The 22,723-nt window shown below is 32.0% G+C and carries 20 protein-coding genes and 1 pseudogene; 17 read left to right on the top strand and 4 right to left on the bottom strand.

What is annotated here, in order from left to right:
- Positions 1–130: response regulator (locus tag KPL51_RS23765; RefSeq protein WP_512699095.1), on the bottom strand; the 130-nt coding region annotated here is incomplete at its 3' end.
- A 291-nt stretch (positions 131–421) separates the two neighbouring features.
- Positions 422–1,132, bottom strand: coding sequence for a Crp/Fnr family transcriptional regulator (locus tag KPL51_RS21445; RefSeq protein WP_216166190.1), 711 nt, complete (start codon positions 1,130–1,132; stop codon positions 422–424).
- Between the two features lie 219 nt (positions 1,133–1,351).
- Between KPL51_RS21445 and KPL51_RS21440 the strand changes: the two genes are divergently transcribed.
- The 10 genes from KPL51_RS21440 (at position 1,352) to KPL51_RS21395 (ending at position 11,722) form a co-directional block, all read left to right on the top strand.
- Positions 1,352–2,584 (top strand): FprA family A-type flavoprotein, encoded by a 1,233-nt coding sequence (locus KPL51_RS21440; protein ID WP_216166187.1) that lies wholly within the window; start codon positions 1,352–1,354, stop codon positions 2,582–2,584.
- A 21-nt stretch (positions 2,585–2,605) separates the two neighbouring features.
- Positions 2,606–3,319: an iron-sulfur cluster repair di-iron protein gene (ric, locus tag KPL51_RS21435; RefSeq protein WP_216166185.1), complete on the top strand. Its 714-nt coding sequence runs from the start codon at positions 2,606–2,608 to the stop codon at positions 3,317–3,319.
- Between the two features lie 137 nt (positions 3,320–3,456).
- Positions 3,457–3,618, top strand: coding sequence for a DUF1540 domain-containing protein (locus KPL51_RS21430; RefSeq protein WP_216166183.1), 162 nt, complete (start codon positions 3,457–3,459; stop codon positions 3,616–3,618).
- 209 nt (positions 3,619–3,827) lie between these two features.
- Positions 3,828–5,474 carry a hydroxylamine reductase gene (hcp, locus tag KPL51_RS21425; RefSeq protein ID WP_216166181.1) on the top strand — a complete coding sequence of 549 codons (1,647 nt, stop codon included), beginning with the start codon at positions 3,828–3,830 and terminating at the stop codon, positions 5,472–5,474.
- A gap of 415 nt (positions 5,475–5,889) precedes the next feature.
- The gene (locus tag KPL51_RS21420) at positions 5,890–6,654 is read left to right on the top strand and encodes a formate/nitrite transporter family protein (RefSeq protein WP_216166179.1); all 765 of its coding nucleotides are present in this window, start codon (positions 5,890–5,892) and stop codon (positions 6,652–6,654) included.
- A gap of 124 nt (positions 6,655–6,778) precedes the next feature.
- Positions 6,779–7,465 (top strand): Crp/Fnr family transcriptional regulator, encoded by a 687-nt coding sequence (locus tag KPL51_RS21415; RefSeq protein ID WP_216166177.1) that lies wholly within the window; start codon positions 6,779–6,781, stop codon positions 7,463–7,465.
- Between the two features lie 141 nt (positions 7,466–7,606).
- Positions 7,607–8,614 (top strand): anaerobic sulfite reductase subunit AsrA, encoded by a 1,008-nt coding sequence (asrA, locus tag KPL51_RS21410; RefSeq protein ID WP_216166175.1) that lies wholly within the window; start codon positions 7,607–7,609, stop codon positions 8,612–8,614.
- Positions 8,615–9,406 carry an anaerobic sulfite reductase subunit AsrB gene (gene asrB / locus KPL51_RS21405; protein ID WP_216166173.1) on the top strand — a complete coding sequence of 264 codons (792 nt, stop codon included), beginning with the start codon at positions 8,615–8,617 and terminating at the stop codon, positions 9,404–9,406.
- 13 nt (positions 9,407–9,419) lie between these two features.
- Positions 9,420–10,367, top strand: a complete 948-nt coding sequence (gene asrC / locus KPL51_RS21400; RefSeq protein ID WP_216166171.1) for a sulfite reductase subunit C — start codon at positions 9,420–9,422, stop codon at positions 10,365–10,367.
- A 209-nt stretch (positions 10,368–10,576) separates the two neighbouring features.
- Positions 10,577–11,722 (top strand): aminotransferase class V-fold PLP-dependent enzyme, encoded by a 1,146-nt coding sequence (locus KPL51_RS21395; RefSeq protein ID WP_216166169.1) that lies wholly within the window; start codon positions 10,577–10,579, stop codon positions 11,720–11,722.
- A gap of 86 nt (positions 11,723–11,808) precedes the next feature.
- Here KPL51_RS21395 and KPL51_RS21390 read toward each other — a convergent pair whose 3' ends face one another.
- Positions 11,809–12,312, bottom strand: a complete 504-nt coding sequence (locus KPL51_RS21390) for a DUF4489 domain-containing protein (protein ID WP_216166167.1) — start codon at positions 12,310–12,312, stop codon at positions 11,809–11,811.
- A gap of 257 nt (positions 12,313–12,569) precedes the next feature.
- The gene (locus KPL51_RS21385) at positions 12,570–13,355 is read right to left on the bottom strand and encodes a hypothetical protein (protein ID WP_216166165.1); all 786 of its coding nucleotides are present in this window, start codon (positions 13,353–13,355) and stop codon (positions 12,570–12,572) included.
- A gap of 241 nt (positions 13,356–13,596) precedes the next feature.
- Here KPL51_RS21385 and KPL51_RS21380 point away from each other — a divergent pair, with 241 nt between their 5' ends.
- The 7 genes and pseudogenes from KPL51_RS21380 to KPL51_RS21350 form a co-directional block, all read left to right on the top strand.
- Positions 13,597–15,207 carry a hypothetical protein gene (locus tag KPL51_RS21380; protein ID WP_216166163.1) on the top strand — a complete coding sequence of 537 codons (1,611 nt, stop codon included), beginning with the start codon at positions 13,597–13,599 and terminating at the stop codon, positions 15,205–15,207.
- A gap of 105 nt (positions 15,208–15,312) precedes the next feature.
- On the top strand, positions 15,313–15,579 hold the full coding sequence (locus KPL51_RS21375) for a putative Se/S carrier-like protein (RefSeq protein ID WP_216166161.1): 267 nt from the start codon (positions 15,313–15,315) through the stop codon (positions 15,577–15,579).
- 104 nt (positions 15,580–15,683) lie between these two features.
- A complete protein-coding gene (locus KPL51_RS21370; protein WP_216166159.1) occupies positions 15,684–17,198 on the top strand; it encodes a YncE family protein in 1,515 nt (504 codons plus the stop codon).
- Positions 17,199–17,413: 215 nt separating this feature from the next.
- Positions 17,414–18,382: a hypothetical protein gene (locus KPL51_RS21365; protein ID WP_216166157.1), complete on the top strand. Its 969-nt coding sequence runs from the start codon at positions 17,414–17,416 to the stop codon at positions 18,380–18,382.
- A gap of 425 nt (positions 18,383–18,807) precedes the next feature.
- Positions 18,808–19,743, top strand: a complete 936-nt coding sequence (locus tag KPL51_RS24160) for a collagen-like triple helix repeat-containing protein (RefSeq protein WP_216166155.1) — start codon at positions 18,808–18,810, stop codon at positions 19,741–19,743.
- Between the two features lie 378 nt (positions 19,744–20,121).
- Positions 20,122–21,144, top strand: coding sequence for an exosporium glycoprotein BclB-related protein (locus tag KPL51_RS21355; RefSeq protein ID WP_312888806.1), 1,023 nt, complete (start codon positions 20,122–20,124; stop codon positions 21,142–21,144).
- A 633-nt stretch (positions 21,145–21,777) separates the two neighbouring features.
- Positions 21,778–22,723, top strand: a pseudogene (locus KPL51_RS21350) (hypothetical protein); the annotation flags it as partial.

The raw sequence follows: 22,723 nt of genomic DNA, 5'->3' as shown, positions 1-22,723 counted from the left end.
CAGCTATATTAAGAGCTTCACGTCCATCATAAGCTACATCGACCTTATATCCTTCATGATTTAATTCCATTTCAATAAACATTGCCATTTGTTTTTCATCTTCCACTAAAAGGATTTTAAAATTCTTCAAAATAACACCATCCTTATCTTATATAATAAAATAGTGAGCTACCAGCCCACTGTATAATATTAATATACACTATTTTCTTAGTGTTAGCCACGTGCGGCTATGCTCATGCTGCAAATAGCATTGAGTCTCCTGGTAACAATGACATAAAAAAATATTCATAATGCCATCTACACCATTACTCTCGTGATTAAGAAAAATATAAAAATTGATGCTAACCTTGTACCAAGAAGCACATATTGCATTGGAGAAGTTGACTTGGTGATAAAATATGGTAATCTGGATTTAAAATCATTATTCTACATATGATCTTAAGTTATCTATTTGTTTTATAATTAGCACTTTATTACCCTTAAGGCTGATAATACCTAAGTCCTCAAATATACTTAACTTCCTGCTGATGGTTTCTCTTGTGACTCCAACATAGTTTGCCATCTCTTCTCTATTTATAGGTAAGTTAATTTGTAAGCCTTGGCTTGTGGATGTCCCATATTCCTCTCCAAACTCTAAAAGCATAAAGGCAATTCTTATTTCGGCATCATTAGTAGCCAGATTTTGTGCGAGATTTTCAGTCTGAGATAGACGTTTTGAAATAACTTGTAATAGCTTTAAGGATATTTCTGGATTACTCATGATAATTTTATCCATATCTTGCTTAGTTAATGTACATATTTTAACGTTTGAGATAGCATAAGCATCAAAATTATATAGTTCATCACTACTAAAGAGACTTAATTCTCCAAAGAAATCACCACCAGTGAAGATATGAACTATTTGCTCCTTACCCTCTTTTGTTAATTTAGATATTTTAACTTGACCTTCATTAATAATGAATAAGGTATCTGACTTTTCGCCTTGACTACATAACATATCACCTTTGTTATAGACTTTATGCCCAGTCATATCAATAATTTTTATAAGCTCATCATCAGATAGAAATGAAAATATCGGTACTTTCTTAGCACATAGGCTATGATTACATTTTTCGCAATTACACTTTTCCATATATATCACCTACCATTTAATATCATAACATTTTTAATTTATTGTGGTCAAATAATAATAAGTATAAATTTTTTATTTTTTCAATTTGTGATTTGAATCATATTTTAAAAATTAAAATAATTATACAATAGGGTCATAGGAAAGCAAGAGTATGTGAGAATTATTTAAAATATATAATAAATAAAAATACCAAATAAATTAATTTAGGAGGAATACATTATGAATGAAAACATTATGCTAGGTGATAATATATATTGGGTTGGTAAGGTTGATGATAGAGATGTACCTTTTCATAGATTAACCTTAACTAAGGGGACAACTTATAATAGCTATTTATTAATGACTGAAAAACCAACAGTGATAGATACTGTTGATATGAGTTTTGGACGAGAATATGTGGAAAATTTAAAAAAAATTATAGATCTTGAAAGAATCAAATACATTATTATTAATCATACTGAACCTGATCACTCTGGCTCGCTTGGAAGTTTGGCAGCTAATGCTAAGAATGCCGTAATTGTGTGCACAAATTTGGCTGTAGATCAGCTTAAAGAAATGTACAAACTTCATAATAGAGAATTTTTAGTAGTAGGTGATGGGGATACACTAGATATAGGTGGTAAAACCCTCAAATTCATAGAAACACCTTATCTTCATACGGCGGAGACTATGATAACTTACTGCATAGAGGATAAAATTTTATTCCCTTGTGATATCTTTAGTACTCACGTAGCCAACTATGAGTATTTTAATGATATGGCAAAAGAGGATATAAATGCTGATTATATTGGGTATTATAAATTGATAATGCATCCTCATAGAAGATATGTTCAAATTATGATCGAAAAAATTAGAGAGCTAGATATAAAGATGATAGCACCATCACATGGATATATCCTTAGAGATAATGTTCAAAGTTTTATAGACATTTATGATAATATGAGTAAAAATACAGAAATAAATAAAAAAACATTGATTCTATATTCCACTATGACGGGTAGAACGAAAAAGATTGCTACGTTTATTAAAGAAAAGTTTGAAGAACTAAACATAGTCGCAGAGACTATGGATGTAAATAAAGTAGCAAAAGAAGAAGTAATGAAAGCTATTAATGAAGCGGATGCTATTTTGTTTGGTAGCTCCACAAGGTATGCTGATATTATTGGAAATATGGAAGATATATTAAAAGAAATACATGAACTAAACCTAGAAAACAAAATAGGGGCAGCTTTTGGTTCTTATGGTTGGAGTGGAGAAGCAATAGAGGTAGTTCAAGATTATTTGAAGCACAGCAATATTAAAGTCTTGAGTACTTCTGATGTAATTAAGTCTACTGGTATGATCCATGTAGAATTCCCACTAAGGATTAAATTCTCACCAAACGAGGACAACCTAAAGAGCATTGAAAGAGCAGTTAATTACACGGCTGATTTATTACTTGGCTTAGTTTAAAAATAAGAGGAGGAATTAATTATGATAAAAATTATAAATGAAAACCAAAGTCTTGGAGAAATAGTTTCGATTTTCCCAGGTGCTGCAGCTATATTTAACGGATATAAAATAGATTATTGCTGTGGTGGACATGATACGTTAGCAGGAGCTTTGGACGAGATGGCAATAAATCATGATAAAATCATTCAAGAACTTAATAGCGAATACGAGAAATTTATAAAATCAAACTCAGAATATAAAGATTGGAGAAAAGAAAAACCTTCAGTAATAATAAAACACCTAGTACAAACTCATCATGAATTTACAAAAAAACAACTTAGAGAAATAGATACATTATTATTTAAAGTACTCAAGGTGCATTTTCAGCATCATAGTGAAGAACTGTTAAAGGTTCACAAACTTTTCGGATCATTAAAAATAGAACTTGAGGAGCACCTCATCAAGGAGGAGGAGAACCTGTTTCCACTTATTGAAAAATTTGAAATAACAAAGGATGATAGTATCTTATCAGAAATACATCATGTTATAAAGGATACAGAGAGTGAGCATGACGCAGCTGGGAATATAATTAAAGAATTAGAGAAGATAACTAGAGATTTTAATGCTCCAGAGGGAGCGTGTACTTCATTTATACTAGCATATACAAAAATCCATGACCTAGAAAAAGATTTATTTATTCATATCTATCTAGAAAATAGTGTACTATTTCCTATGATTCAACAGAATAAGGGGTGATCTATCAAATAATCATCAAGATATGACGAATCTTTCGAAAGCCTTTCTTTAAAAACAAATTATTTATTATGTATATTTAACATTAATGATGATAATAATAATTTTGTATTCAATAATTTAATGGAGGTGCCTTTCTTATGAACCATAATGATAGTATAGGTTGCACAGTAAATGAATGTAAACATCATTGTAAAGATGATAATTACTGCACTCTAAACAAGATAGAAGTTATAAAACATGAAAGTGTTGCAAAAACACCAGAATGTACCGATTGCGCAAGTTTTAAAACATTACAATAATGTTAAAAGGGGCAGGCTCATATTATAAGGTGAGACTGTCCCTTAATTGCAGTTGCAATAATTATTAAAACATTAGCATTTTATAATTATAATATTTTGAATAAAATCAAAGCTCAAACTTATATAACTATTCTATTCTTGTCTTGTATAATTATACCGAGAACGAGTAGAATAGAATATATAAATTCTAAAAATTAGGAGGGGTACATATGCAAGGAAAAATGTTTTGCTTTCAATGCGAACAAACTTTTGGTGGAAAAGGTTGCACCAAAGTAGGAGTCTGTGGAAAAACACCAGAAATTGCAGCACTACAGGATTTGCTTATATATCAGTTAAAAGGAATAAGCTGTTATGCTACTAAACTTTTAGCAAAAGGTGAAAAAATTGACAAGTCATGGGTTTCATTTATTGAAAATTCATTGTTTATGACATTAACTAATGTTAATTTTGATCCTGAATCTCATATGGATATGCTTAAAAGATCTCAAGTAATAAAAGAAGATGCAAGGAAAAAAGCAACAGGAGAAGAAGTAAAAGCAAAAGAGGCTTTGTATAACATAAGTGATACTAAAGAGCAGATGCTTGAAGATGCTAAAAAAGCAGGTATTATGTATGATGAGGATTTAGATGCTGATATCCGCTCAGTTCGCGAAACTATAAAATACGGATTAAAAGGAATTGCAGCATATGCACACCAAGCTAGATTTATTAAATACAATAGCGATGAAGTTGATGATTTTTATTTTATAGCTTTAGCAGTAATGACTGATGATAGTTTAAACCTTCAAGATCTTATTAAGTACTTAGTTAAGACTGGAGACATGTGCGTTAAGGTTATGGAGGTATTAGATAAGGCCAATAATGAGAAATACAATTCGCCAACACCCACAAAGGTTAATGTAAACATTAAAAAAGGACCATTTATAGTAGTTTCTGGTCATGATTTAAGGGATCTTGAAATGTTACTCCAGCAAACAGAGGGCAAGGGAATAAATATTTACACCCATGGTGAAATGTTACCGTCTCATGGATATCCAAAGCTCAATAAATACAAACATTTAGTGGGTAACTTTGGAGGAGCATGGCAAAATCAACAAAAAGAATTTGATGGTATACCTGGTTGTATTTTAATGACAACGAATTGCTTAATGAAACCAAGAGATTCTTATAAAGATAGAATTTTTTCAACAAGTGTAGTTGGTTGGGAGGGCATAAAACATATATCCAATGATGATAAAGGTCATAAGGACTTCTCTGAAATGATAAACAAAGCTCTAGAGCTAGGTGGCTTCGAAAAAGATGAAGAAGTTAAAGAAATTCTAGTTGGATTTGGTCATAAGGCAACTTTAGCTCATGCTGAAACAATAGTGAATGCAGTTAAAGAAGGGAAAATTAGGCACTTCTTCTTAATTGGAGGATGCGATGGTGCAAGACCAGGAAGAAATTACTACACTGAATTTGCGAAGCAAGTTCCAAGCGATTGTATTATTCTTACTTTAGCTTGTGGAAAATATCGTTTTAATAAATTAGAATTTGGTGAAGTGGCGGGACTTCCAAGATTACTAGATATAGGTCAATGTAACGATGCATATTCTGCAGTTAAAATAGCTTCAGCACTTGCTGATGCATTTAAATGTGGTATTAATGATTTACCACTTGCAATAGTTTTAACTTGGTACGAACAAAAGGCTGTTGCAGATTTATTGGCATTACTTTCACTTGGTGTAAAAGGAATTTACCTAGGACCAACTTTACCAGCTTTCTTAAGTCCAAATGTATTACAGTTCTTAGTTGATACTTTTGATATTAAACCAATAAGTACACCCGAAGATGATTTAAAACAAATATTAGGATAAAAAATATCTATTTTGAAGATATTGCTTAAAACTAGGACTGCTGCTAAATGTAATTTGATTACAATTAGCAGCAGTTTATTTTTTGAATTTGTGACTTTGATTGTATTATAATGAAAAGTCTAATGAATGAAGTAATAATACGGTAACACTTGTTACCGTATTATTACGTAGAAACAGTTATAATATAAATAAATATTATGTATACATATTTAATACTACATAAAATATACTATGTATGTATCAATAAAATACTAAAGTAACATAGATATAGTTTGATAGTAAAATTGAGGTATTTTGCAGGAGATAAAATAGAACAGGAAAGTAATTGTTTAGAAAATAAGTGATATTAATCACATATTTTTCTTTTTCTTAATGATAAAGTGTGAGTAAGATTTATAGAAGGAGATGGTATAGTTTGTATAGTGAAGAAATTAACAAAGTTTGTGCATCGGCAATAAAAAAATCAGAAATATTAAAGAAAAGCAAAATGAGGTACCTCACTGCAGCTGCACTAGCTGGCGTTTATGTGGGATTTGGGATTTTATTAATATTTACTATTGGAGGATCATTTGCAGCAGCTAATTCCCCAGCAACAAAAACTATTATGGGTGCTTCTTTTGGAATTGCCTTAAGTCTTGTAATAATGGCGGGCTCAGAACTTTTTACAGGGAATAACATGATTATGACCATAGGGTCTTTAGAAAAGAAAGTTTCCACACTTGATTCAATAAATATTTGGACATACAGTTTTATAGGAAACTTTGTAGGGGCAGTAGTGCTATCAGCAATATTTGTAGGTGCGGGGCTTGCAAAGGGAAGTACAGCTAGCTTCATCTTAAAAACATCCCAAGTAAAAATGGCAATGCCAAGTATAGAATTATTTTTAAGAGGGTTACTTTGCAACATATTAGTATGTTTAGCAGTATGGTGTTCTATAAAATTAAAGGAAGAAACGGCTAAACTTATAATGATTTTCTGGTGTTTATTTGCGTTTATAACAATAGGTTTCGAACATAGTATTGCGAATATGACTTTACTTTCAGTAGCCCTAATGATTCCTCACACTGCAGCCATCTCCATAGGAGGATTAATGCATAACTTGGTTTGGGTTACATTAGGTAATTTTGTAGGGGGTGCTGTATTTGTTGGAGCAGCATATTGGTATGTATCAAAAGAATAATAAGTAACAAAGGTATATACTACTGAGGAAACCATTAATTAAGGTAAGTAAAACTTTCCTTTTTGCTTAATTATAAAATTTATTATAATGAGATTTTAAGTTGCAATGATAAGGAGAAGTTAATATGTTACATATAACGCTTAGGCAATTAAAATACCTTCCACTATTTGAGAATATTGAGGATAAAACTTTAGAATTAATAACAGAGAGTGTTATTATAAAAAAAATAAAAAAATCACAAATGTTGTTTGCTGAAAGACAAAGTATAGATAATATATATATAGTTTTAGAAGGCAAGGTAACCATGTATAGGTTATCAGAAAAAGGTCAAAAGAGGGTTATCTTTATCTTAAACAAAGGTGAGATTATAAATGAGGTGATTTTCGATAATCTTACAGCTTCAATTAATTGCGAAGGGTTTGAAGACAGTGAAATCATGAGTATATCAAAAGTAGACTTATTTAATATAATGAAGCAGGACTTTAAACTCACACAAGTTATCTTGTACTCTATGAGTAAAAAAATAAGAAGACTATATAGGCAACTTAAGAATACGGTTCCTACCAAAATGGACAAGAGGGTAGCAGCAAAGCTTTGGAAACTTTCTAAAGATTATGGAGTACAAACAGAAGAGGGCATTTTAATAAATGTTAAGGTAAGCATAACTTATTTGGCGGATATGCTAGGTAGTTCTCGCGAAACTATTTCAAGAGCAGTAAAAGAACTTGAAAAAATGGATATGGTAAAAATAAAACAGAGAAAGTTCATAGTTAATAGAGAAAAGCTAAGTCAATATTTTAAAGATGTGTGATGAAAATCACATTCTTATTTTGTGGTTTAAAATACAATATGCATAGTTAGTTAAAAATTTAATTTCTATAGTTATTTAATTAACAATATTAAATTGTTAATTTATTAAGTAATAATTATTATAATGGAGGTTGTTGCTTTTATGAGCTTTAAGTTAAAAGTAGAGTATTTTGATGAGTATCTTGAAACACTGCGACGTGATTATAAGGTATATGCACCAGTAGTACTAAAGGGAAAAGGAACTTTTGCGGATACAGATACAATTAGGTATAAGGAAATAACCAGTATAAGTGAAGTAGAAGCTAAACTTAAATCTAGTTTTTCACCCAAAGAAATAATACTTCCAATTACCCAAACACTATTTTACTTTACTGAAAATGATTGCGAGGAGCCAAAAGAAGATGGGAAGAAAATTTTAATATTCTTAAGAAGTTGTGATATTCATGCCATGAAGTGTTTGGATGAAATTTATTTGAAAAATGGAAATGAGGATTATTATTATAAGGTTTTAAGAGATAAAATCAAATTTGTGCTTATGGGCTGTAGTGAAAGTTTTGAAAATTGTTTTTGTGCCAGTATGGGGTCCAATGAGACAGAAGACTACGATATGTATACTAAAATCCAAGATGATGAAGTTTTTGTGGATTGTAAATCAGAAGAATTAATGAACTACTTTAACATAGATAAAATAAGTGAGGTACAAGTAGAACCTGAATTTGTACAAGCTAATGAAATAAAGGTTACTATACCTGAAAATTTGGATCAAAGAGTTTTTAAATCAAAAATGTGGGACGAATATTCTTCAAGATGCATTGCCTGTGGTAGGTGTAATTTTGTATGCGGGACATGTTCATGTTTTACTATGCAGGACATTTTCTATAAAGAAAATAAAAATGTAGGAGAAAGAAGGCGTGTTTGGGCATCTTGTCATGTAGATGGATACAGTGACATGGCGGGCGGACATGGTTTTAGGAAGGATAAAAAAGATAGAATGAGGTTTAAAGTTATGCACAAGGTATATGATTTTAAAAAGAGAGCTGGGTATCATATGTGTGTAGGTTGTGGTAGATGTGATGATATATGCCCTGAATATATATCTTTTTCAAATTGTGTAAACAAATTAAATAAAGTAATGGAGGTGGTGGATTAAATGAAAAATATATACATGCCTTTTAAATCTAAGATACTCAATATAAGTAAGCATACAGAAACAGATTATACCTTTAGAATGGAGTTCGAAGGTGAAGTGAAGCCAGGTCAATTTTTTGAAGTATCCATACCGAAATTCGGGGAATCACCTATATCCGTAAGTGAAATAGGTGAGGGTTACGTTGACCTTACAATAAGACGTGTAGGTGTAGTTACTGATGTTATTCATAGCTTTTTTGTAGGGGGAACATTGTTTTTAAGAGGCCCTTATGGAAATGGATTCGATATTGATCTTTATAAGGATAAAGAAATTATTGTAGCTGCAGGTGGAACTGGACTAGCGCCTGTTAAAGGAATAGTAGATTACTTCGTAAAAAACCCTAAGCAGTGTAAAAACTTTAATTTAATGGCGGGGTTTAAATCACCAAGTGACATCTTATTTAAAAAAAATTTTAAAGAATGGGAAAAGAGTGTTAACGTAACACTAACTGTTGATGGAGCAGGTGAGGGTTACCTTGGGAAGGTAGGACTCATAACAAATTACATTGAAGGTATTCCAGTAAAAAATATTGATGAGGTACAAGTTATTGTTGTAGGCCCTCCAATGATGCTTAAGTTTACAGTAGCTGGATTTATTAAAAAAGGGGTAAAAGAAAAAAATATATGGGTATCTTATGAGAGGAAAATGTGCTGCGGTGTTGGAAAATGTGGGCACTGCAGAATCGATGATACGTATATATGTTTAGAGGGACCTGTTTTTAACTATTTGGATGCAATTCATCTAGTAGATTAAGGGGGAGAATATAATGGATATAAATACAAAATTGCTCAAGAAAAATGCATACAGAATAACTAAGAAGAGAGGCAAAACAGCAATAAGAATAAGGGTGCCTGGAGGACATATTGAAGCTAAACATTTGGAAGTTTTGCAAAGGGTAGCAGAAACTTATGGGGATGGAAATATTCATATAACCATAAGACAGGGTTTTGAAATACCTAATATTGATATGGATAAAATACCAGAAGTTAATAAGATGATTCAGTCAGTTATAGAAGGCCTTGAAATAAATCAGATTTCAGAAAATACAGGATATTCAGCTGCAGGGACTAGAAATGTGTCAGCCTGTATAGGGGCAAATGTGTGTCCTTTTGCAAATTATAATACTACGGACTTTGCAAAAAAAACTGAAAAAGAAATCTTCCCCAATGATTATCATGTCAAGGTAGCTTTAACAGGTTGTCCTAATGACTGCATAAAAGCTAGAATACAAGATTTTGGTATTATAGGGATGACAGAACCACAATACGAATCTTATAGATGTATTAGTTGCAAATCCTGCGTAACTAACTGTAAAAAAAGAGTTACTGGTGCACTTAAAATGGAGAACTTTAAAGTAGTACGTGATCATGAAAAGTGCATTGGATGTGGGGAATGTATAGGTAAATGTCCAACGGGCGCATGGAGTAGAAGCGCTGAGAAATATTTTAAACTTGTGATAATGGGTAGAACTGGAAAGAAAAATCCTAGACTTGCTCAGGATTTTATAACTTGGGTGGATGAAGAAAGTATAATTAAAATAATAAAAAATACTTATTCATATATAGAGGAGTACATGGATGGAGATGCCCCAGGAGGAAAAGAGCATATAGGGTATATTGTTGATAGAACAGGATATCCAGTGTTTAAGGAATGGGTTTTAAAAGACGTGAACTTAGGAGAAAAAGCAGAAGTTAAAGAATATATCAACTGGTAACTATTCAAAATTCTATGTACCGAAGAAAATGGATGGTGTTAATATTTAAAATGTAAATCTCCAATGTATATGAGACTTTCATGAGGAGATGAATATCTTGGTGGGTTGCAATATCAAGAATAAATCAATATATTTAGCATATTATTCAAGATATAAAAGTATTTATATAATATAGTTAATAAAATATTGTATGTAAATAGGAGGCTTTTATGATATATCTTGATAATGCTGCCACCAGTTTCCCGAAACCAGTGGAAGTCTATACTGAAGTATTAAGATGCATGGAAAATTATGCTGCAAATCCTGGAAGAAGTTCTCATGATATGGCAGTTGAGGCTTCATCTAAAATTATAGAAACCAGGCAAGAGCTAAGTGAATTTTTTAATATTCCTAACTTGTTAAATATTATTTTTACATGTAATGCTACTGAAGCACTGAATATAGGGATAAAAGGGATACTAAAGCCAGGAGATCATGTTATAAGTTCCGTAATTGAACATAACTCAGTTTTAAGGCCATTAAATTATCTAAGTGAAAAAGGAATAACATTTACTCTTCTTCCTGTAGATAAAAATGGATATTTGGATAATAATAAATTAAAAAAAGAGATACGTAAAAATACCAAAGCAATAATAATAAACCATACCTCAAATGTATTAGGAACAATTCAAGACATAGGTGCTATAGGTAAAATCGCAAAAGAAGCAGGAATTATATTTATGGTTGATGCATCACAGAGTGCAGGGGTTATACCAATAGATGTTGTACGAGAGAATATTGACTTATTAGCTTTTCCAGGTCATAAAGGGTTATATGGTCCACAGGGAACAGGTGGCTTATATATAGGAGAAGATTTAAATCTGGATTCATTTAGACAAGGCGGAACTGGAAGTGAGTCTTTTTCAATGAAGCAACCTGACTTCTTACCAGATAGATTTGAAAGTGGAACCTTAAATACACCTGGAATAGCAGGATTATGCGCAGGTATATTGTTTATTAAAAAAGTAGGGGTTGAAAACATAAGAAAACATGAAAGTATGTTAGTAGAATATTTAGTCAAAGAATTATGTAAATTATCTTACATCAAGATTTATGGAGGAACTGATTATAAGAATAGAGGATCAGTGCTTTCTTTAAATATAGATAATATAGATGTTTCTAAAGTGGGGGAGCTCCTAAACATAAGAGGAATAGCGGTGAGGACAGGGTTTCACTGTGCACCACTAATACATGAAGTAATTGGAACAAAAACTAAAGGCACAGTTAGAATAAGTCTAGGGTATTTTAATAAATTAGACGATATTGAAAAACTCTTAAGTGCACTTAAGGATATTCATGAAAAAAGGGGTCTTTAAAAAATGCACAAGAAGATTTTTATTATAGAAGAAAACCTCGTATAATATAAAAAAGGCCTTTTTAGAGGCCTTTTTTTATTATAGAATTAGCAGCATTGGCGTTTGTTTTCTGCTACTAAAGCTGAAAGTGTTGCATTGTTAATTACAGTAGTTCCAACTTCAGTGCTTACAGCTGTTACAACTACAGAATAAGTGCAGCATTCTTCTGGACAAGCATCACAATCGCATTCACAAACTATGAAAGAAAAGGATTCAGATCCAGTAGATATTGTCTTGTCATATACCCATACAGGACCAACAGCAGTTGGAGAAATTTGATTGCAGCATAATTTAAATATTTGGAAGTCAAGAGTTACAGTTGTACCTACAGTAACTATATTTGCTGCAAATTCAAGTTTAATGCATGGATTTCTAAAATTTGTTAGATTTAAATTAATAGGGTCTAGTACAAAAGTACTACCTGTTGTAGTGGTTTCTAAAATTGTTAATGGGTATGCTGTTTTGCATTTTAATATAACTTCGGCCTCTTTTTCTTTTTTACAGCAAGTAGATCTGTCATCATTTTCACGAGGTCTTGACATTGAATTCATATATTTATTCCTCCTCAAATTTTAAAATATACTCATATAGGTAAGAAGAATTCCAATACAACTGCTTGAATAAGTTTATATATCAGAATTCTTATACTATAACATATGAGGTAAACCTATAAATGTGCTATATATTTAACTTTTTCTGAATTTGGTATATTGATACATTTTGATTCCCCATACAGTATTTTCAGAAAAATGTAAGTAGGTTTTATTAAATAGACCTACTTACACTTTATAATATTTATACAATTTAATTAGTTATTATATTCTACGTATTCACAATAATCAGATTCATTCTCGAATAAAGGCTCGAGGTTCTGATCTGGGAAGAATTTTGGAACTGGTTCTCTATCAAATCTCTCACAAGGATCTTCTTCTGGATCTTCTTCACACTGAACGGGTATTGGGCAATAGCCATATGCAGGAATTAGTAATTGAACAATTAGTTCGCATTTTACAATAAGATGGAAGCCTAAAGTTATATCTAAAAAGCTTTCTCCACAACCACAATCATCTCTATAAAAAGTTCCGTCTAAACATTCTGCAACCAATTCAAGTTTTACAATCTCACCATCGTGATCTTTAGATTTACCAGTTGGTATAGTAGTAGCAGATATTTGTGCGATTGAATCTGGACAATATAGTTTTGGTATAACTTCTGTACGATTGATCTCAAATTTCTCGCTTTCTATCTCACCACAAGAATTTATATAATCTGCATAAAAAGAAATTTCAAAGGAAACTATCAATTTCTTGAAATTAGGATTTGTCTTTAATGGAATTTTTTCTACTGAGCAAAGCTTTAATTGATAATCCCTACACCCCGAAAATACTCTTGGATCTTTAAGTGGGTTACTTCTTAATTCTTCATCGGTGTCTATAGTATCTGGTCCACAAGCATAAACTAAGCATCGTTTAATTAAACATTGGTCGAATACTTTAGGAATTTCAATGCAAACCAACTCAGATGGATCAGGAAGGTGTCCTTGTTTGTTTACAATACCAGGTCTTGGAATAAACTCATCACGAGTAATAGCCATAAATTATCCTCCTTTTATGTTAAGTGATACACTTCTAATTCGTGTTCCTTATATTAATGTATGCAGGTAGCTTTAAATTGTGATTGCCATTTGTTTCTAAATTAAATAGTTTTTTTAAAAATTAATTTCAACTTTTATAATCTTATATTATTCAAATGCTTTGTATTTGGACTCTAAGATTTACTATTAGGTCATATATTAATTCGTAATGAAATATAATTTCTATAAGGAGATGAGTAAAATGAAAATGTGTAGTTCATATCTATTCTATGATAATGAAAATCATATATGGAATTTCTATGTAAATGATAAAATGGAATTGATGTACAATATTATGTATGATGAGGATAAATGGACTAAAGAGTATAAAATTGACAATGAGGTATTAGATTTCAATGTTGATTTGGATAAGGATAACAAAATATATATTATATACAGTGTTAGAGGCGGCCTCATTAAGTATTGTATATGGGAACAGAATAAGTGGCTAGGGAAAAACATATATAGTTATAAAGGATACGAAATTACAGAATTGGATGTAATTTTAATTGGTAATATAACGCATTTATTTTTCATTGGCAGAAATAACATAAAGAAAGCCAAGTGCTCATTATTGCATTTGTGCCTAAATAAGGGAGAAAGTCAGGCTAATACAGTAGCAATCGTACCATTTTTAAAAGATGTTTTTGCTCACTATCAAGTGCATTATTTAAATAATGGTAATCTATATTTAATATTCATTAATCGTGATGAAAATGAAGTAGCATTAAATTATACAGAATACAAAAATAATAAATGGAGTATTGTAAAAAGATTATATGGTATTACTGGTGATAATGTTAATTTTTGCACAATATTACAAGATGATAAAATAAATGTAATGAATTTGTCTACAGAAGGAGCTTTAAATTTATTAGAACATGTAACAATTGAATCGGATGGGAAAATGAAAAGCTATAAAATACATGAAAGCAATAATATTCCAAAAAAATTTTTAATGGTTGAAATTAGGGGAGTACTTTTTGCAATATGGACTGAGGGCAAGGAGGCTTTAGCATCTTCATATAAAAATAAGTGGAGTGTGCCTTTTACTTATTATACTGAATTAGACAATGAGGTAACACTATATAAATATTTCTCTTCAAGCAAGAAAAATAATAATATAAAATGTAAATATATTTTAGGAACTAAACTTCCTCAAATAAATTTATTATTACCTGAAAATACAATTAACAAAGAGCCAGATGTCTCTATACAAATTGATAAAGTACAAACCAGCACATCAAATTCTGATATTAACAAAAACAAACTTAATGTGCAAGAGCAATCTTCAGTTCTTCTAAATGCTAATAAAACCCTAGAAAAAAAACTAATAGACTTGCAAATGAAATATCAACAAAAGATAAGAAATCCTCAAGAAATAGATGATAATTTTATTAAGCTTACAAATTTACTCGGAAAATCTGAAGAAAAGTTAAATATTATAACTGAAATACAACAGCGATCAATAAAAGAATTGGCATTAATGAAAACGGAAAAAATATCCACAGATATTGTAATAGAAGAATTAAACAATAAATTAGAACAACGCTCATATGATTGTGAAGAGTTGGATAAACAATTAATATCAAAAGATAATATTATAGAAGAATTAAAAAATCGGATACTTGAATCAAATAATCAAGTAGATGTATTGAAAAAACAATTATCTGAGTTAAATGTTCAATTTGTTGAATCGAAAAAACAAGTACATGAATTAAATATTGAAAATGAAGAATTGAGTCAAGATTTAGAATACCAAAAAAACATAGGAATTGTAGATAGAATCTTAAAAAAGAATCTGGAGAGGTAGTTATCACATTAAGTGTATATTTTCATACTATGGTTAGTAACTAATCTATTTATTATTCAAATTGATTTATAAACTTGATTAGCCATAAGGGAGATGTTCACAGCTATGATAGTAGAAGAAAATGAATATCTAGTTGTTTATTCAGGGCATAATACTGCAGCACTTTTGTACCAAAGGCTTTTAAAGAGATTATGTGAAGTTGTATTAGTTTCAACTCCAGTAAAAATATCATATGGTTGTAGCCAATCTATTAAATTCAAAGAAATTCATATGGATATAGTTATTGAAGAAATTGCAAAGATTAAAATAAAACCTAAAGGTGTGTACAAAATTGTTAGAAAAAAGAGATTTGATAATTACGAAAAGATGTAAGTTGTATAGCAAAAGTTTTTAGGATTTGGATTTTCCAGATCCTTTATTTTTTTAGCATATAATCTATTGTTAATGCATACTTTTTATTAAGAATGTTAAAGGGTGTGATTAAAATAGACGAAAATATAACAAGAAATTATTATATCGTTTCAAATTTAAATACTGGGACTTTAACTATAGTTGATTCTCTTTGTAATATGATATTAAAGGAAATAGAGGTTGGTAGAAGTCCATATAATTTAGTATTGAAGGATAATAATACTGTTGCTGTTGCATGCAACATTAGTAACACTATTTCCTTTGTTAATTGCATTAGTGGTGAAATAAAACAAAATTACATTCCCAATAATGGTAACCTTCAAATTGACAAAACAAACAAAAAAACATTTGTTTCGAACACGTTTGAAATCAATATATATGATATAAATTTAGAGAAATTATTAGGTAATATTGGAGGATTCTCAGCAATTATTGATTTAAAACTTAATAGGGATGGGTCTAAGTTATATGTATTAGATACACTACTAAAGGAATTAAGAATTTATAGTAATGATAATTATAAACTTATAAATTCATTTAGAGATTTAGGTATGAATCCACGTTGTTTTTTAATATCTGATGATGACAAATTTGCTTATATATCTATTGGAAGTAATATTTTAAAAATTGATATCATTTCAAAGAAGCTTATGGTTTTAAATTTGCCAAAAGGATCTTTAATTGCTGGAATGATATTAAAAGATCGCATCTTATATGCATCAAATCAAGGTTTAAATAGAATAGAGCTAATTAATATCGATAATAATATAGCTTATGATTTTATAATGACTTCAACACTTGAACCTACCAAGCTTTTAATAACTGAAGACAATACCAAGATTTTAGTTACTAATAGAGGACGTGATGGGTATGGAACCATTGATATAGTAGATCTAAAATATAATATAATAATTGCTACAATTTATATGAAGAAATATAATAGCCAGCCTTATGATGTTATTTCATTAAGCCTTCCTTATACATACATTCCTCCAGTTGCAATAACTAATTTGCAGCAAATTAACAAGGGAATAACTATAATTGCTAAAAAAGTTTTTGCATCCTATAATGAAAATGTTAATTTCCCTATTATAAATATTAATTTACCTAAAGATTTAAATTCAATATATACTTTTGAAAATATAATATTTAAACCTGGCATTATTGTTAATAATTCACAATATAGAAATAAATTATCTACAACATCAGGGTTTTCAAGTATTAAATTTATTGCAAGAGTTAACTATATAATTGATTATGTAAAAAATCATAAAAAAGAAAGTATCAATGGATTTTTCGAGAAACCTATAGAACTTTTTTTAGATATTCCCAAAGATCGCGAGTTAGAGGAGTTTGAAATTAACATTAAGACAATCACTAAAATTATAGGTACTCCAGAGATTGCTGATAATGTCATTAGGTTTGGTGTCTTTAGCAGGATGGAGTTAAAGATAATAGGTGAAGATGAAATTTATATCAATAGTTTAAAGGAAAACTATGATAATGAGGGAGAGGATTTTGAAGCCTTTGATGGTTTTGGTGGATCTATTTTTGTGGATGAAACAATTTTTCCTCTTTAGATAGAATTATATATTAGTCTACAGTACCTTTTGATTAATCAGAAGGTACTGATTTTTTTGTGTAGCTTCATAATAAACACTATTTATTTTACTATATTTTCTTATAATTATTTGGTTGTAGAATTAGAATTGACTGTATATATGTAACATCTCATTTTTTCTTGAATAAAATATAGTAGCAGATTGTAAACAATACTTCTGCTAGGAGGTCAATTATGTTTAAAGATGAAATTAATTACTTTGATGATAAAAACAATTATTATTGGCATGCTGCTGATGAGAGTTACCCTAATAACTACTGCAATAAAGATAATATTAGAAGTAAATGTGATAGGAATAACTGCAACTCGCAATGTAACATGTGTAATAAAAATCATTGCAAAGTCATTTGTAGGGTTTGTCCTACTGGTGCAACGGGATTGGCAGGAGCAACAGGTCCTACAGGAGCAAATGGGACTACTGGTGCCACTGGTGTAACAGGACCGGGTACCGGAGCCACTGGATCTACAGGTTCTACTGGTGTTACTGGTGCAACCGGAGCGGCAGGAGTTACAGGACCTACAGGTGCTACTGGTGTAACCGGAGACACTGGTGCGACTGGTGTAACAGGACCAGGTACTGGAGCCACAGGCGCTACCGGAGCCACGGGTGCAACTGGTGTAACTGGACCAGGTACTGGAGCTACAGGATCTACAGGTCCTGCAGGAACTAATGGTGCAACTGGAGCCACTGGTTCTACAGGAGCAACAGGAGGTACCGGAGCATCTGGAACACTGCCATCAGTATTCGGATATATCTATAATGAAGGTGCACAGGTGGTACCTTTAGAAACTGATGTACTCTTTGATAATAACGGAATACTTTCAAACGTTGCTCATGTTGTTGGAGCATCTCAAGTGGTTATTCTTATCGCTGGTATTTATTTTGTATCATTTATTGTTTCAAGTGTGGAACCAAATCAGTTTACCGTATATCTAAATGGTGCCCCTGTTGTTGGTGGTACTTTTGGTTCTGGGGCTGGAACTCAACAAAATCCAGGTGGTGTAATAATTAGTGCTGGCATAGGGGATGTTATAACTCTAAGAAACCATACTAGCGCAGCGGCAGTTACCTTACAAACACTTGCTGGCGGTACTCAAGTGAACTCTAATGCTTCTATTACACTTTTCTTAATAGGTCAATAAAAAACACTGGCGGGTGGTACTCAAACTAATGTTATTGCTGCTATGATAATCACATTGATTAGGATAGTTAAAATTTAGTTATCCTATCACCGCTGTAAAAGAAATCTGATTAAGATAATAAGATACAACAAAATAATTAATATAGAATTTATGCACCTTTTCACGAAGAAATAGGTGCATAAATTCTATATATTTATTTCATGACTTAGTTAAAAATGGATATACAAAACCAATGTTTATTGCAAATTGATATCTTTAGAACTTAAGAGATTAAAAATAAATAGTACCTTATTTGTTATTTATGATTACTTTAAATTATTTATTTACGGTGTTTAAAAATATTTCATGTAAAAGTAACAGTATATTTTTATCAGAATAGTATATAGCAGTAGTTATATAAATTATTACTGCTAGGAGGTAAATTTGTGGTTAAAGATGATATTAATTATATAAATCAAATGAATTATATTGATGACAAAAATAGTCATTATTATTGGTATGCTTCTGATGATGAGAGGGATCCTGATGATTACGATAATAGTAAATGTGTTTCAAGTAAGTGTAACAAGAATCACTGCAACTTAAAGAGTAACATGTGTGATAGGTGTAATTGCAAACCCCGTTGTAACGTTTGTCCTACTGGAGCAACAGGAGCAAGAGGAGCTACCGGAGCTACTGGTACAACTGGAACTACAGGAGTTGCTGGAATAACAGGAAATACTGGAGCAACAGGTGACACTGGAGCAACTGGAGTAACAGGAGCTACAGGAGTAACAGGACCGGGAACAGGGGCAACAGGAAATACTGGTGTAACGGGAGCAACTGGAGCTACAGGTGTAACGGGAGCAACAGGTGACCCGGGAGTAACAGGATCAACTGGAGTTGCTGGAATAACAGGAGCAACTGGAGTTACAGGAGTAACAGGAGCAGCTGGTTTTACAACTCAGTTAAGAGGATTAGAAGTTCAGGTTCAAAGTGTAGAAACAACATTAATTGCTTCTGGAGCACCTGTCATATTTGATACAACTATAAATGATCTATCTGCATTTCTTTCTTATAACAATATTACAGGAGAGATAACAATATCGCAGGCAGGAGTATTTTATATTAATTGGTGGGTATCAACAGATGGTTTAGGTGGTGGAGCAGATATAGTAATCACATTTGCAATTACTACTTCACAGGGTGATAATATACAGGCATCAACTCCTATCCAAACGGGGCAAGTAAGTGGAAACGCCTTAATTGAGGTCATTGCAAGTCCAGTAACCTTACAACTTGTAAATGCAACTGATGGTACGATTGGATTTGGCGCAACTCCAATTAAAGCAGATTTAACAATTGTTAATGTAACATTCTAATAGTAGTCCCATGGATTAACAAGTTTATATTTGTCTATGGGATTTTTTGGTAGTCTATAAGTGTAATTATTTAAATTTCAGAATATGCTTGGAATTTAAAAAGTCGTTTTATCAAATGTGTATAATTTATTTAATATAAAATTAAAATTTAGAAATATAGTATAGATTAGCAATGATGTTTAAGGTTATTGCAAATAAGGGGAGATGCAATTTGAACACGATAGGTCTTCAAATTCAAAGACAATTAGCTGGAAATGTAAATACAAATTCTAATGTAATATTTGATACGGTAGTAAATAGTTATGGACAATAGTATATAACTCAGTAACTGGTGAAATAACAATAAACAAAACAGGAAGGTATTTTATAAACTGGTGGGTGGCAACTCAGACATCTTTAGGAGCAAACAATATAACTTTTTCAGTTCAGTCATCTCAAGGAGATGATCTAATAGGAAATTCACCTACTAAAACTGGTGAAGTAGTTGGTTTCGCTATTATACAAGTTGATTCTGCTCCAGTGATATTGAGGTTGATCAATGTGACTTCTAATAGTGTAATTTACTCTACGTTGGTTTCGATTAAAGCAAATTTAGTGTTAGGGGAGATACAAGAATATACAGGAACTACTGGAGCAACCGGAGCAACGGGTTCAACTGGTTCTACAGGAACAACGGGAGCAACGGGAGTTACTGGATTAACTGGTTCTACTGGTTCTACTGGAGCAATAGGATCTACAGGAGTAATCGGATCCACAGGTGTAACCGGAATCACTGTAGCAACAGGATCTACGGGAGTAACCGGATCCACAGGTGTAACTGGAACCACTGGAGTGACAGGTGTAAACGGAGTAACCGGAGCAACAGGAGGAGGTTCGACTGGGGCTGGTGGAATCATACCATTTTCATCAGGGAGTCCTTTTTCAATGACTACTATTGCAGGCGGATTGTCTGGACTGCCTTGTTTCGTTGGATTTGGAAGCTCGGCGCAGGGTTCTGCTGACCTTGGATCAACTATAGATCTTACAGGTTCTGCAAGCGCAGATGTTAATTTCGCATTTTCAGTTCCTAGTGCTGGTACTATTACTTCAATAGCTGCTTATTTTAGTACCTCAGCCCCATTATCACTTATAGGAACAACGATAACTGTTACCGCACAGTTATATAGTTCGACTACACCTGATAACACTTTTTCACCAGTGGCAGGAACTGCAGTAACATTATCTCCAGCTCTTACAGGTATCATTGCAATAGGCACAATTAGTAATGGTGTTATTACTGGATTATCAATACCATTAACTTCCGAAACTCGATTGTTAATGGTATTCTCTGCAACATTTGCAGGATTATCACTTGTTAATACTGTATCTGGATATGGAAGTGCAGGTATAAGAATAACCTAATTTTACTGGTTTATGCGGATTTATACTTGATTATAAAGTAATGATCATGCAGAAGTAATCTACAATAATTATCAAGATGGGAATGATAATTTTAATGTAAGGTTTAAAATCAGAGGGACTGTCTCAAAATAGAAAGTGATTTCTAGTTCGAGACGGCTCTTTTTTTTCAAAACACAAAAGTGGATTCGGAGGAATCCACTTTTGTGTATAATTTAAATATGATAAATAAAAAAATCACACAAAAGAATTATACCAATAATTGCGAGGTTTATCAATTAGTTTTTCCTATTGAAACAGGAATTTTGATACCCGAAGATGATTCTGTAAGACTGCTAAGCCAAATATTGAAGGAATTATATTATAAAAAATTAAATGAGGCCTACAGCCCCTTTTTTTATAAACTTTAATTTTAACATTTGTGTAGTGTCATTCATATTTAAATCATTATGCTCAATTATTTTTAGGAGGAGGACATAACACTACAGGTTAAAATCATATATTAGTTGTGTTATTTAAGAGAAAAGATTACTTAACTAAATATCTGTAAAACATCTAATCGCATATTATGATTTAACAGCATATTATAAATAAGCAATGACATTATAGGTTATTGCAAATAAGGAGAGATGCGATTTGGACACGATAGGTCTTCAAATTCAAAGACAGTTAGCTGGAACAGTAAATTCAAATTCTAATGTAATATTTGACACACTAGTAAATAGTTACGGAGCTATAGTTTATAACTCAGTAACTGGTGAAATAGTAATAAACAAAGCAGGAAGATACTTTATTAACTGGTGGGTGGCAACTCAGTCAACTTTAGGAGCAAATAATATAACTTTTTCTATTCAAACATCTCAAGGAGATAATTTAATAGGAAATTCGCCGATAAAAACGGGTGAAGTTGTTGGTTTTGATATTATACAAGTTGATTCTGCTCCAATAGCACTAAGGTTAATTAATACAACGTCTAGTAGTGTATTTTATTCTACTTTGGTATCAATTAAAGCAAATTTAGTCTTAGGAGAGATAGAAGAAGAAACAGGAGGAACTGGATCGACTGGAGTAACTGGAGCCACTGGAACTACAGGAGTAACCGGCGCAACAGGAGCAACTGGAGCAACTGGAGCCACTGGTGCAACAGGTGAAACAGGAGCAACTGGAGTAACTGGAGGAACTGGACCAACAGGAGGAACCGGAGGAACTGGAGCGACAGGAGCGACTGGAGCGACTGGAGCGACTGGAGCGACTGGAGATACTGGAGTAACTGGAGTAACTGGAGCCACTGGTGCAACAGGTGAAACAGGAGCCACTGGAGTAACTGGGGCAACAGGAGTAACTGGAGCAACAGGAGAGACTTTAGAGACTGGCGTCACTGGAGTGACAGGAGCAACTGGAGTAACTGGAGCCACTGGAGCTACTGGAGCAACAGGAGCAACTGGAGCCACTGGAGCGACTGGAGTAACCGGAGTAACTGGAGTAACTGGAGTTACTGGAGCAACTGGAGCAACAGGAGTAACTGGAGCAACGGGAGTAACTGGTGCTACTGGGGTAACTGGTGTAACAGGTGATACTGGAG

It is taken from the genome of Clostridium bowmanii (genome assembly GCF_018861315.1).
GTDB classification, from domain to species: Bacteria; Bacillota; Clostridia; order Clostridiales; family Clostridiaceae; genus Clostridium_AD; species Clostridium_AD bowmanii.
This window is presented reverse-complemented; position numbering and strand designations above follow the sequence as displayed.